General features: G+C 62.7%; 10 protein-coding genes. 7 read left to right on the top strand and 3 right to left on the bottom strand.

The genetic code is table 11. The features are described 5' to 3' along the window. Positions 1-3: 3 nt before the first annotated feature. Positions 4-1143 (bottom strand): PTS fructose transporter subunit IIC, encoded by a 1140-nt coding sequence (locus AV929_RS18590; protein ID WP_014031166.1) that lies wholly within the window; start codon positions 1141-1143, stop codon positions 4-6. Positions 1144-1387: 244 nt separating this feature from the next. On the opposite strand from AV929_RS18590, the gene AV929_RS18595 reads away from it, so the two are divergent. Further along, positions 1388-3346 (top strand): archaea-specific SMC-related protein, encoded by a 1959-nt coding sequence (locus AV929_RS18595; RefSeq protein ID WP_023843005.1) that lies wholly within the window; start codon positions 1388-1390, stop codon positions 3344-3346. Positions 3347-3386: 40 nt separating this feature from the next. Here AV929_RS18595 and rdfA read toward each other — a convergent pair whose 3' ends face one another. After that, on the bottom strand, positions 3387-3983 hold the full coding sequence (gene rdfA, locus AV929_RS18600) for a rod-determining factor RdfA (protein WP_064288973.1): 597 nt from the start codon (positions 3981-3983) through the stop codon (positions 3387-3389). A 309-nt stretch (positions 3984-4292) separates the two neighbouring features. Here rdfA and AV929_RS18605 point away from each other — a divergent pair, with 309 nt between their 5' ends. The 5 genes from AV929_RS18605 to AV929_RS18630 all read left to right on the top strand — a co-directional run bounded on the left by AV929_RS18605 (position 4293) and on the right by AV929_RS18630 (position 11527). Beyond that, positions 4293-4985 (top strand): hypothetical protein, encoded by a 693-nt coding sequence (locus tag AV929_RS18605; protein ID WP_064288974.1) that lies wholly within the window; start codon positions 4293-4295, stop codon positions 4983-4985. Further along, complete coding sequence (locus tag AV929_RS18610) at positions 4982-6292, top strand: hypothetical protein (protein ID WP_080510105.1); 1311 nt, start codon at positions 4982-4984, stop codon at positions 6290-6292. Before AV929_RS18605 ends, AV929_RS18610 begins: the two co-directional genes overlap by 4 nt. A gap of 912 nt (positions 6293-7204) precedes the next feature. Then, positions 7205-9739: an FAD-dependent oxidoreductase gene (locus AV929_RS18620; protein ID WP_064288976.1), complete on the top strand. Its 2535-nt coding sequence runs from the start codon at positions 7205-7207 to the stop codon at positions 9737-9739. Between the two features lie 43 nt (positions 9740-9782). Next, complete coding sequence (locus AV929_RS18625) at positions 9783-10556, top strand: electron transfer flavoprotein subunit beta/FixA family protein (protein WP_064288977.1); 774 nt, start codon at positions 9783-9785, stop codon at positions 10554-10556. Positions 10557-10558: 2 nt separating this feature from the next. Next, positions 10559-11527 carry an electron transfer flavoprotein subunit alpha/FixB family protein gene (locus AV929_RS18630; protein WP_014031173.1) on the top strand — a complete coding sequence of 323 codons (969 nt, stop codon included), beginning with the start codon at positions 10559-10561 and terminating at the stop codon, positions 11525-11527. Positions 11528-11579: 52 nt separating this feature from the next. Here the strand turns inward: AV929_RS18630 and AV929_RS18635 are convergent, their stop codons facing one another. Continuing rightward, entirely contained in the window at positions 11580-11960 is a 381-nt protein-coding gene (locus AV929_RS18635) for a hypothetical protein (protein WP_064288978.1), read from the bottom strand. 152 nt (positions 11961-12112) lie between these two features. Between AV929_RS18635 and AV929_RS18640 the strand changes: the two genes are divergently transcribed. Beyond that, positions 12113-12706, top strand: a complete 594-nt coding sequence (locus AV929_RS18640; protein ID WP_064288979.1) for a cyclodeaminase/cyclohydrolase family protein — start codon at positions 12113-12115, stop codon at positions 12704-12706. Positions 12707-12770 lie beyond the last annotated feature (64 nt).

The following is a 12770-nucleotide window of genomic DNA, read 5'->3' on the forward strand; positions in this document are numbered from 1 at the left end:
TAGTTAGTCGTCCGTCGGTTGCGTGGTGCTCGTCTCCGCCCCGGCGTCGATACGGTCTTCGAAGTCCGGTTTGATCACCGTCGCGACGACGGCCGTCACGAGTGAGCCCAGAAGGATGCTGCCCAGGAATGCGAGTGGCTGGTTCGAAAGCAGGACCACGAAGATACCGCCGTGGGGTGCGGGCATCGTGACGCCGAGGGCCATCGAGGTCGCGCCGCCGACAGCGCTACCGGCCACAATAGCCGGGATGACGCGCAGCGGGTCCGCGGCTGCGTACGGAATCGCGCCCTCGGTGATGAACGACAGGCCGAGCACGACACCGCTTTTTCCGTTCTCGTACATCTCGGCCGCGTACTTGTGCGGTGCAATAAAGTTTGAGAGCGCGAGGCCGATCGGCGGAACCATCCCGCCGATCATCACCGCGGCCATCGGTGCGTAGATCTCCTCCGTGATGAGCCCAGTCGCGAACACGTAAGCGACCTTGTTAACGGGACCACCCATGTCGAAGGCCATCATCCCGCCGAGGATGAGGCCGACGACGATAGCCTGGCCGCCCTGCATCGACTGCAGGAAAGAGGTCAGGGCTTCGTTGGCGAGTGCGACAGGGACGCCCAGCACGAACAGCATGATGGGCGTTAGAACCGCCATTGTCGCGACAGGGATCAGCAGTACCGGCATCATCGGCTGGATGAACTCGGGGACGTCGAGGTTCTTGAAGAAACGCGCGACGTACCCGGCCAGCAGCCCAGCGACGATTGCGCCGAGATAGCCGGCACCGGCTTCGCCGCCGGAGATACCGATTACTGTCGCCGCTTCGGCGACGACGTTCCCTTGCTGGAGAATGTATGCCAGCAGGAATCCCGGGGCGAGTCCCGGACGGTCGGCGATGGCATACGCGATGTATCCGCCGAGAATCGGAACCATAATCGTCAGCCCGGCAGTACCGACCTGTGCTAGGAACCAGCCTGCCGAGCCGGTGTTCTCGAACACTGTCTGTGTGTCCCCTATCGCGTACGCGACGGCGAGGAAGATACCCCCGATAGTCACGAAGGGGATCATGAACGATACGCCCGTCATCAGGTCCTCCTTGACGGAGGTTACGTGGGCGCGAAGCGCACTCTCGGCCCGGTCTTGATCTGTCATGGTCAACGACACCGACAGCTACGCCCATTGTGTAATATAAAGGTACACGTTTGAGAGTGTTATTTACCGAAATTGTTTGCTATCTGGATTTAGGCGATTGTTTCTGCACGGAACTAGATCCGCGAATCCGTTGGAATAACAGACATATGCTTGTTAGCCGCAGGCAACTACTGGGATAGAAATCGGAATGTGTGGTGCCACACGCGCCATAGTGCTTATATCCGTCACTCGCACACACCGAAATATGGGTTCACTCTCGGTATCTGGGGAGGTGGCTACGTTCACCGTCGAAAAAATCGGGGGGATCGACGAGACGACAGTCGAGGTCCCACCAGGGGTGACTGTGCTCCGAGGCCGGAACGCGACTAATCGGACATCGTTTCTACAGGCGGTGATGTCCGCTCACGGGAGCGAGTGGGCGAGCATCAAAGGTGACGCCGACCAGGGGCACGTCGAACTCTCACTGGGGGAGGAGACGTACACCCAAACACTGACCAGAACGGACAACGGGGTTACCGGGTCGGGCCTCGGCCTGCTCACTGACCCGACGGTTGCGGATCTGTTCGCGTTCCTGCTCGAAGACAACGAGGCCAGACGAGCCGTCGAGCGGGGTGAGGACCTTCGCGAGATCATTATGCGGCCCGTCGACGTGGCGTCGATCCACCGACAGATACGTGCGGCCGAACAGCGCAAGGAAGAGATCGATGCGGAACTCGATCGTATCGCGTCGCTCAAGCGTGACCTCCCCGATCTCGAACGGCAACAGGCAACTCTGCGCGACGAGATCACTGAGACCAGAGACAAGCTCCAGCGCGTGGAGGACCGAATCGACGAGCGGGACGTGGATTTCCAGACGACCCAGGAAAACAGGGACGAACTCGAAACGGCCCTCGATGAACTCCAGGCGACTCGATCCGAACTGAAACGTGTGCGAAACGATATCCAGTCAGAACAGGAGAGTATCGCGGCACTGCGCGACGAGCGAGGGAGCCTCGCGGTCGAACGATCCGGGCTTCCGGAATCGCCGGACGAGCGACTCGAAGCGCTCGAATCGGACATCGACCGGCTTCGAGAGCGCAAACGAGAGCTCTCAGAGTACACCACCCGACTGCAGAACGTCGTCGGGTTCAACGAGGAACTGCTGTCCGGCGAGCACCGGGAGATAACCGACGCTATCGACGCAAAGCCAGAAAGTGTGGGTGACATCACGGACCAGCTGTATAAGGGGTCAAAGACGACCTGCTGGACCTGTGGCTCGCGAGTGAAACCGGACCGTATCGAGTCGACGCTCCAGAGTATGCGTGACCACCTTCAGGAGACGGTCACGGAGATCGACGATATCGACGACGAACTCGACGAACTGACCGACCGACGTGACGAAATTGCGGAGACGCGCACGCGAGCGCGAGAACTCACCGCCACGATTGAGGAGGTCGACGCCGAAATCGAGCGCCGGCAGACGACTGTTGTCGACCTCCGAGAGCGACGCAACAACCTCTCCGCCCGCGTCGAGGAACTCGAGGAGCGGGTCACCTCGCTCCGAACCGAAGAGTTCGACGAAGTGCTCGAACTCCATACGAAAGCGAACGAACTGGAGCTGGAACTGGACCGGCTCGAATCCGAACGAGACGAGGTACGCGAGGAGATCGCCGACATCGAGTCGGACATCCGCCGAAACGACGAACTAGCTGCCCAACGGGAAGACGTGGTTGACGAGCTGATCGACCTCCGGTCACGTATCGACCGCCTCGAAGCCGAGGCGACCGACCAGTTCAACGAGAAGATGGACGACCTGCTCGATATTCTCGGCTACGGCAACATCGAACGGATCTGGCTCGAACGGACCGACACGCCCGATGACCCGGTCCATAACAGCGATGACAGCGTCACTGGATCGACGTTCACGCTCCACGTCGTCAGGAGTACCGACGGTGGAACTGTCTACGAAGACACTGTCGGCCATCTGAGCGAGAGTGAGCGGGAAGTGACCGGGCTCGTGTTCGCACTCGCCGGCTACCTCGTCCACGACGTGTACGAGGACGTCCCGTTCATGCTGCTTGACTCACTGGAAGCCATCGATGCGGAGCGCATCGCCTCGCTCGTCGAGTACTTCGCGGAGTACCCCACCTATCTCGTCGTCGCGTTGCTCCCCGAGGACGCGCAGGCGCTTCCGGATAGTTACAACCGGATTACGGATATCTGATCCTGTTGTGGTCCCCCCAAAGACCGAATCTACTGAGCGCTCACTCACAGTCACAGCCGCCGCGGTCGAGAAGGTCACTGATGCCGTAGCGTGTCCCGCAGTCCTGACAGCGAATATCGATGCTCACGAACACTCGGTACTCGCCGACAGTGAGTTTGTCAGCGGTGTTCAGTCGGTCGACCGTGTCCCGGACGATTGTCTCGACGCGGCTGCGGAGGCGGTCTATTGTCCCGCGTTCCTGCTCGACCTGTTCAGTTTCGGATTCAGGCTCGTAGCTCACATCACGAACCTCTGTGAGATAGTACCGAATCGCCTGATACGTGACGAACTGGCTTTCCAGCGTATCGACGTCGATGCCTGCCCGTTCGAGTCGGTTCCGCGCTTCGATCCGTTTGCCCGCACTGACGTCGTCGTCCGTCAAGAGTCGATAGAAGTTCGCCGGTTCGCCGTCGATGACGTCCATGCCCGAATTGCGGATTGCAGCCACAAGCAGCGCTTGATTGAACCGATCAGCGAGGTCACGGAGACTCTGCCGTTCCCTATTCTTCCCGAGCCACGCGTGCTCCAGTTCCGTTCCCATCGACGTCAGTCCATACGTTTCGATCAACTGTGCGACTTTCGACTGCACTGACCCCATTATCGCCAGAACGCGTCGATCCGGTTTAGCCGTTTTGTTGCGATATCTGCGTCTCTCCACCACTTAGCAGCCATACTTCTTGGTTCCAGAAGACACCACTCAGAGGGATGTATTTGACCACGGATGTGTGTAATATAAGCCAATAGAGCCGAATATAGTTACATAAGGCCTGAATTCACAGATATACAAGTACCGAATACGATAGAAAGCCACTCCTCGATCTATTCTTCGGGATGTCTGGTACGCTCTCGGTAACGTCCATCTACCACGAGAATTTTATACCTGACATTATAAGCGTGAAATTACACGATGGTCCCCTCCACTCGGCGTACCCTCCTCCACAGCGCATGCGGGCTAGCGACGATGCTGGCCGGCTGTAGTGGAGTGTTCGAGGGCAGCGACGAATCAACACGCACCGCTTCCGAAAACGATGACTCGACCGCTCCGAGAACTGGCATGGAGTCCGATCCGGCGGCAGTTGTCACACGCGTTGACGCCGACCGGCAGCCTGTCTGGCTCGACGATGGAGACGGTCGGCCAACCGAAAGCCAGCATTCCCATCGATTGGAGTCCAAGATTATCGATACGGAATCTAAAGCGGACCGGCTCGCCGTCGCCGGAGACGTGGACAGTTCGCTGGTCGAAACCTTCCTCGACGAGACTGACTTCGACACGGAAACCGTCTACGTCCAGAACGTGATGGTCGAGGAGTGCTTTCGACTAACGCTCTGTCAGGTCAGCTGGACGACGAACAGCGTCTCGACCGACTACAGCCGAGTGAGTCGCCCCTACGACGAACCCTGCACAGCAGGCAACAAGGTGTACGCGGTGTGGTTCATCCGGATTCCCGATACAGTCAACGCCGACGACATCTCCAGTTACTCCTCCTCCATTGGTGGGAGCGCCTGTGACAGCCAGCGAGTCGATGCCGAGGGCGAGGGCGGGGGCGGGTCAGCCACGGATAGCGACCGCCGAACCCAGACTGGTGGTGAGCAGGCATGACCGACGACACGTCCGCGACGGGCGGGGAGTCCGGTCGGATGACCCGCCGTGGTGTGCTCGCCCTGGTTGGGGCCAGTGCTATCGCTGGCTGTAGCAGTATCGACAGTCTGGGTGGGGAACGCGAGGCAACTATCGATGCCTACAATCTGCCCGATGTCCCGCGCGACGAAGAGCGAGAATCCCCTGTTTCTCCTTCGATCCCGGTCGACATCACAGCGGAGCATTTCGACGCCGCGAGGGAGCGGATACGCTCGCTGCTGGCGACGCTTCCCACACCGTTGGGCCCCGAAGAAATCCCGAACGGTCACATCCGACAGCACCTGACAGATGCCGCCAGTGATGCCTCAGACGGCCTCGACGATGCGCGGACGGCCCGAACCGGGTTGATGGCGCTCCGGTCGTTGCGTCGCGCTCGCGAAAACGCCCGCTACGCCGCTGCGGGGTGGAGTGTTGTCGAGAGTGGCCGTACCGCTGCTCCGCTCCGAAACGAGCACGAAAGGACCGTGTCTGCGGCCCACGAAACCCGGCAGGAGCACGAATACGTCGGGATTGACCCGGTGCGCGCGGCGCTAGTCCACGCCCGTATCGAGACGGGACTGGAGCGGGCCAGTGACATGGACGTCCTACCCAGAGAAGAGTCGGAGTTCCTGTCGGTCGCCGAATGGGGTGAGACGGCCGAGTCGGCACAGGCGTATCTCGACGACGCTCGCCACCTGCGGGCCCGGTTCGCTGCTTCGCTTCCATCCGATGCCGGGACAGTCAGGCCGACGCTGACAGATGCAGCAGAAACACTGCTTGTGGACATCCGCGACAGGCAGGCGGACCTGCCGCCGGAAACGGCCGCTGACGAGCGATCTCCGGGACAGATGGTTGTGGACGAACTCCGCTGGGAGGTGGAGAGCGGTCTCAGCCGCCTCACTGATGCCGTCGGGCCCGCGAGCGCTGTTGTCGATGCGAACAGCCAGATCGCCCGGTTCCGAGCGCTCGACCGCATTCAGTCACGTCGGGAGGCGGACGAACTCGCTCGGCCATCAGATGGGACAGCGGTTCGCGACATCAGGCAGACCGCGTACGATGCACTCACCGCGGCCCTCGAATCGAGTTCACAGCCGGAACTGGTCCGGACGGTACTCGTTGACGCCGGCCACAAGGCCATGGCCGCTGACCGTGAGTTAACACATCATCAGGGAAAGATATCGGCCACCACGCTCGATAGAAGCGTTGCGGACTACTGGCACGCGACGGCACTCGCCCGTTCAGTGTCGGCAGCGACGCACCAAACAGTCCGGGCGCTGCAGGCCGACTGAAACGGCACGACAACAGCGCCACAACTGCTTCGGCGATCGTCGACCACGCGCCGCCACACTGTTATGTAGTTCCTTCTTCACAATATCCGTCTGATACTGATAGGCTCTGTGGGCTAATGTTGGTACGATTGTTATTCTCGGCCCCGTGGACGGCCAGCCCGACATCGAATGGGCTGTCACTATTCCTGAACTGCACCGCCCTATAGAAATCGGGACTGAAGCAGCACCCACCGCTATCAGCGCGAGTGATGTCGGGAGACCGGTGACAGAGCAGACTCTCAAGGTTCAGGCAATGCCTTCGGCCTGCGCTCTTGGTATTACTCAGCAGGTGTAATACACGACAGTAACAGTCGGTGATCTCTCTTGGCGTGAAATCACGACGTTACCGTTGTCATTCGAGCAACGGGGTAGTGAGGACAGAGGCGTGGTACGTCACGTCAGCCCGTTTGGCTGTAATGGATTCCCGTGAACAGGAGCCTGCACACCAATATGATACTGCGACCCAACTGACGGAGGACTCTCAGGCCGGGTCGAAACCGGTCATGCGTACCTTCGATCCGGAGACCGAGATGACGACCAGAGAGCGCGTCGGAACCATTCCAACGGACGGCACAAAACTCATACCCTTGGTTTTTTTACAGAATGAGTATTCTACCCGTCCCTCCGACTCTGAAACGTCAGCGTGGCCCCGTCGACGCGACTACCGAACAGAAACAGGGGTTTGTAGCTGCTGACTCCCTGAACAACGAACGATTCCGGCGGTCTGCGTCCCAGCTGTATATAAATCACCGCAGAACTGTGGTCCCTGCTTCTTTCCGGAAAGAGGCCACCCTCAAAACGGACGATGTTGAGAGCTGTCACCACGAAAGGCGAGCGTACAGTTCGGTCCGCCAGCATACGGGGGAGATCGCGATGAGTTCGAACTCACTGCCGTCAGCGGCGAAGACAGTACTCATCGGTGGCGGTATCGTCGGGAATAGCCTCGCGTACCATCTCGCCCGGATGGGGCGAGAAGACATCGCGATTCTGGACAAGGGGCCCTTACCCGACCCCGGTGGCTCGACGGGTCACGCCTCGAACTTCCTGATGCCGGTGGAACACTCGGAGGAGATGACCCACCTCACCCGACGGAGCATTGAGCAGTACAAGGACATGGACACGTTCACCAACAGCGGCGGTATCGAAGTGGCACGCACCGAGGAACGGGCCGAGGAACTGAAACGCCGAATCCAGTCGGCGAAGGCGTGGGGCGAACCGGCGGAGCTGTTGACCCCCGAGGAAGTCGAAGCGCTCGTGCCGTACGTCAACACTGACCTCGTCGAGGCGGGGTTCTACAGCACCGGGGCGGGCACGTGTGACCCGCTTCGGGCCGGTGAAGTGATGCGAGCGCGGGCCGACGAGTACACTGATGGCGGCCTGCACGTCTCGCCCAACACCGAAGTGCTCGACCTTCACGTCGAAGACGGGTCGATAGCGGCCGTCGAGACCGACCGCGGGACCGTCACGGCCGACGAGGTGGTCATCGCGGACGGGCTCTGGAGCCCGAAGTTAGCCGAGATGGCCGGCGTCGAGATCCCGCTGACACCGGCGGTTCACCAGATGGTCAGCGTCGGCCCGATTTCCTTCTTCGAGGACTACGAGGGCGAAATATCGTTCCCGGTCGTCCGCGACATGGACACCCAGATGTACGAGCGCCAGCACGGGAACGACCTCGAAGTCGGGTCGTATCAACACCGGCCGATACTCTGGGACGTCGAGGACATCCCGTCCATCGACGAAGCGCCGCTCTCGCCGACCCAGCCGCCGCTGACCGACGACGCCTTCGAGCAGTCGATGGCCGACGCGCTGGAGATCGTCCCGGAACTCCTCGACGACCCCGAGGCCGGCATCCGCCACGAAATCGACGGCCTACTTTCGCAGACGCCAGACGGTGCACCGCTTCTGGGCCCACTGCAGGACGTCGACGGGCTCTGGTCGTGTGCCGCAATCTGGATCAAAGAAGCCCCGGCCATCGGCGAGGCGGTTGCCCAGTGGATGACGCGTGGCTGGTCGGACATCGACCTCCACGGGGCCGACGTGAACCGGTTCTACGAGTACGGGACCTCCCGCTCGTTCGTCAAGGACCGGGCCAGCGAAGGGTTCCAGAAGATATACGACATCGTCCACCCGGCCGAACAGTACCAGTCGGCGCGGGAACTCCGGACGAGCCCGTTCTACGAGAAGCAGGCCGGCCTCGACGCGGAGTTCTTCGAGGCCGCGGGCTGGGAACGGCCGCAGTGGTACGAATCGAACAGCGATCTACTGGGCCGGTACGAGGACGAGCTCGCCGAGTTCCAGCGGCCCAACGAGTGGGATTCGCGGTGGTGGTCGCCGATTATCCTCGCGGAACATCTCCACACCCGCGAGCACGTCTCGATGATCGGCGATATGGGCTTCAGCATCTTCGATTTCCGCGGGTCGGACGTCGTCGACTACCTCGAACAGATGGCCGTGGGCCGCATCGACGTCGACGTCGGCAAGACCGTGTACACGCCGATTCTCGCCGAAAACGGCGGCTTCGTTTCGGACCTGACAATCGCCCGACTCGGCCCCAAGCACTACCGAGTCGTCACCGGCGGCGCGGCGGGCGGGTCCGACCGGGCCTGGTTCGGCGGCCACATCCCGGACGACGCCGACGTGACGATGATCGACCGCTCCGAGTCGCTGTGCACGCTGGGCGTCTGGGGACCGAACGCCCGGGATATGGTGGAGGGCGTCACCGAAGAAGACATGTCCCACGACGCGTTCGAGCCGTACACGGCACAGGAAATCACGGTCGGCGAGGTAGACGCGTGGGCGATGCGGCTCTCCTACATCGGCGAGCAGGGCTGGGAGATCTACGCTCCGATGGGTCAGGGCCGCCGGCTCTGGGACGTGCTCTGGGAGGCCGGCCAGGACCACAATGTCCGGCCGGCCGGCATGGGCGTCTACGGGACGACCGGCCGCCTGGAGAAGGGGTACCGGCTGTTCGGGCACGAACTCGAACTGGAGTACAACCCGGCGGAAGCGGGGCTGACCTTCCACGGTGTCAAGGACGCCGATTTCATCGGGAAGGAAGCCTACGCAGAGGCTATCGACGAGGAGAATACGGCCACGCTATGTACGCTGTCCGTTGACGACCACGCGCCAGAGGGCGGCGAGCGCCGCTTCATGCTCGGGAACGAACCGGTCCTCGATGAGAACGGGGACGTTCTGGTCGACGACGAGGGTCGTCGGTCGTACGTCACCAGCGCCGGGACCGGCCCGAGCGTTGGCAAGCACCTCCTCATGGCGTACCTCCCGCAGTCCCACGCCGAGGAAGGGCAGAGCCTCCAGGTCGAGTACATGGGCCAGCAGTATCCGGTGACCGTCGAGGTCGTCGGGAGCCGGCCCCTGTTCAACCCGGAGAACGAGCGCATCAGGAGCTAGCACAGCCAGTGAACCGACTGCAATCGAACGACGGAGACACGACATGGACACCGTAGCCTGCATCAAACGCGTGCCGGACACCGGCGCGAAGCTCACACTGACCGACGACGAACAGGAGATAGACACGAGCCATCTGGGGTTCACGATATCGCCCCACGAGGAGTGCGCCGTCGAGGAGGCCATTCAGGTGGCCGACGACCACGACGGGACGGCCACCGTGATGTCGCTCGGATCGGTGGACGCCGACGAACAGCTCCGGACCGGGCTCGCGATGACGGCCGGCGAGGCGACGCTGCTGGAAACCGACGGGGAGGAGTGGCGGCCTCGCGAAACGGCGGCCGCGCTCGCGGACGCCCTCAGCGGCGACGCCGGCACCGATCCGGAGTTCGACCTCCTCCTGTTCGGGAACGAATCGGCCGACGTGGCGAACCACCAGGTCGGGGTTCGCGTCGCCGAGCGGCTGGACGTGCCGTTCGTCGCGGGCGTGTCAGACCTGACGATTGAGGACGGGACGGCCGTCGCCGAGCGCGACGTGACTGGTGGGACCGAGGTGTACGAACTCGACCTGCCAGCGGCCGTCGGCGTGAGGGAGGGGCTCAACACGCCCCGCTACGCCTCGATGCGCGCCAAGATGCAGGCGCGCAAACAGTCGATCGGGCGGCAGGACCCAGTCGCCAGCGAGTTCGACGGGGGTATCGAGAAAGTCCGGTTGGAAGCGCCGGAGAGCACGGAGGGCTCGGCCGAGGTGCTCGGCGATGGATCGGACGCCGTACCCGCAGTCGTCGACCTGCTCCGCGACGACCTGGAGGTGATCTGACTGTGATACTGAGCCTCGTCGAACATGCGGGCGGAAGTCCCGAAGAGCCCTCGCTGGAGGCGCTCACGCTGGCCCGTGAACTGGCGACGGCGACCGACGCGGCGCTCGAAGCCGTCGCGTTCGGCGCAGAATCGGCGGCGCTCGGGGAGAAACTCGGTGACTACGGCGTAGAGACGCTCCACCACGTCGGTGACGAGCGGCTTGACACGTACGCACCCGAGGCCTGGGCGGAGAGTATCGCGCAGTTGCTCGACGCCACGGACCCGGACGCAGTCGTCGCCCCGGGGACTGACCGCGGACAGGAGGTGCTAGCCCACGTCGGTGCCAGGCGCGACCTGCCGATGGCGGCCAACTGTCTCGACGTCGAGGCCGGCGACGTGTACGAACTGTCGCGCCAGCGATGGGGTGGTAGCCTCGTCGAACACACACGCCTTGACAGTGACACGAAACTGGTGACTGCGGCGGAACACGAGTTTTCGCCGGAGACGGCGACAGAGACAGTTGAGTCGACGGTCCAGCCGTTCGAGCCGTCGCTCGACGAGAGCGCGTTCCGGGTCAGTGTCGACCGAGTCGAGGAGTCCGACGAGACCGGTGTGTCGCTCGGCGAGGCCCGCGTCGTCGTCGGCGGCGGGCGCGGTGTCGGTGGTCCGGAGGATTACGACAAACTGGAGACGCTGGCCGATAGCCTCGGCGGAACCGTCGGCGCGTCGCGGGCCGCCGTCAACGAGGGCTGGCGACCGCACAACGACCAGATCGGACAGACGGGCACGAAGATCAGCCCGGACCTCTACGTCGCCTGCGGTATCAGCGGTGCGGTGCAGCACATGGTGGGCTGTAAGGGTGCGGACAACATCCTGGCTATCAACACCGACCCGGAGGCGGCCATCATGCAGAAGGCCGACTACGCCGTCGTCGGCGACCTCCACGAGGTCGTGCCGGAGTTGAACGACGCGCTGGGAGACGGGGGCTGAGACGGGCAGCCGTTCCGTGTGCGGACTTGGTTGACGGGCTGGCCGCCTCGGCTCATTCTTTGACGACGTAGTCCCCGAAGTTCTCGACAGTTCCCACGGGCGGCGCGCCGAAAGCGAGCCAAGTGTGTGTCTCGTCCGTGTGGTTACAGAGATTCCGGACCGTGTCCGGGTGGACGCGGACGATCCCGCCCTCGGGGACATCGTGGAGGTCACCCTCGACGGCTATCTGGCCGCCGGTCGTCGCGACGAACACCTCCTCCTGGCCGTCGTGCGTGTGCGGTGTCGTCACCGATCCCGGTTCGACGATGACCTGATTCACCCGCATCTCCGTACAGCCGAGCGGGTCCGTGAGCTTCCGGACCTCTGTCTCACAGGTGTTGAACTGCTCTGTCGGTACCGTCGCTGGCTGGACGATTTCGAACGAAGACGCCATACAGCGTCTTGACAGAGTCCGGTCATAGCCTTTGTGACGGAACGGCCCACGCGGAGGGCGAATACCTTCAGGGAAATCATTAGGCGAGTGGGGCGAGAGTGCCGTGGTATGGACAGTCAATCACCAGAGCCGACTGGGGTTGAGCCCGACAGATGACGTTCGCGGACCAGCCTATCAGTGAGTTTCTCGACGACGTCGCGTCGGACCAGGTGACCCCGAGCGGCGGTGCGGTCGCGGCCGTCGGCGGCGCGATGGGCGCGGCGCTCTGTGAGATGGTCTGTATCCACACCGCCGGCACAGATGGGTCCGAGGCAGCGGCTGATGAACTAAGCGAGGTTGGTGACACGCTGGCCGACCGGCGAGAACGGCTGCTTGCCCTCGCCGACGAGGACGCAGCCACGGTCGACGCGGTCGGGGCCGCAATCGAGTCCGGGGACGACGACCGGATTCAGGTGGCTTCGAAACGTTCGACGGAAGTGCCACTGGAGACGGCCGAGGTCTGTCTCGACGTCGTTGAGCACGCCCGCACGGTGACTGCGAAGGGGACGCCGGTCGCTGTCCCGGACGCGGCCGTCGGGGCGCTGCTCGCGGCGGCGGCGCTACAGGCGTCCGTCGCGACTGTCCGGGCCAATCTCGACATGATCGACGACGAATCATTCGTGGCAGCGATGAAACAGCGGGCAGACGAGGCAGAAGCGGCCGGCAAAGCGGCGCTCGACGAAGCGGTCGCAAACGCGGAGCGGTGAGCGTCGTCACCTCGTCGAACGCCGAGCGGCATCCGTTAAAAATCGAGCGGACGAGCCACAGGAG

This window comes from Haloarcula sp. K1, from assembly GCF_001647155.1.
GTDB lineage: Archaea > Halobacteriota > Halobacteria > Halobacteriales > Haloarculaceae > Haloarcula > Haloarcula hispanica.

Coding starts and splice junctions, on each gene's coding strand:
- AV929_RS18590 (WP_014031166.1), bottom strand. CDS start 1,143: ATGACAGATCAAGACCGGGCCGAGAGTGCGCTTCGCGCCCACGTAACC.
- AV929_RS18595 (WP_023843005.1), top strand. CDS start 1,388: ATGGGTTCACTCTCGGTATCTGGGGAGGTGGCTACGTTCACCGTCGAA.
- rdfA (WP_064288973.1), bottom strand. CDS start 3,983: ATGGGGTCAGTGCAGTCGAAAGTCGCACAGTTGATCGAAACGTATGGA.
- AV929_RS18605 (WP_064288974.1), top strand. CDS start 4,293: ATGGTCCCCTCCACTCGGCGTACCCTCCTCCACAGCGCATGCGGGCTA.
- AV929_RS18610 (WP_080510105.1), top strand. CDS start 4,982: ATGACCGACGACACGTCCGCGACGGGCGGGGAGTCCGGTCGGATGACC.
- AV929_RS18620 (WP_064288976.1), top strand. CDS start 7,205: ATGAGTTCGAACTCACTGCCGTCAGCGGCGAAGACAGTACTCATCGGT.
- AV929_RS18625 (WP_064288977.1), top strand. CDS start 9,783: ATGGACACCGTAGCCTGCATCAAACGCGTGCCGGACACCGGCGCGAAG.
- AV929_RS18635 (WP_064288978.1), bottom strand. CDS start 11,960: ATGGCGTCTTCGTTCGAAATCGTCCAGCCAGCGACGGTACCGACAGAG.
- AV929_RS18640 (WP_064288979.1), top strand. CDS start 12,113: ATGACGTTCGCGGACCAGCCTATCAGTGAGTTTCTCGACGACGTCGCG.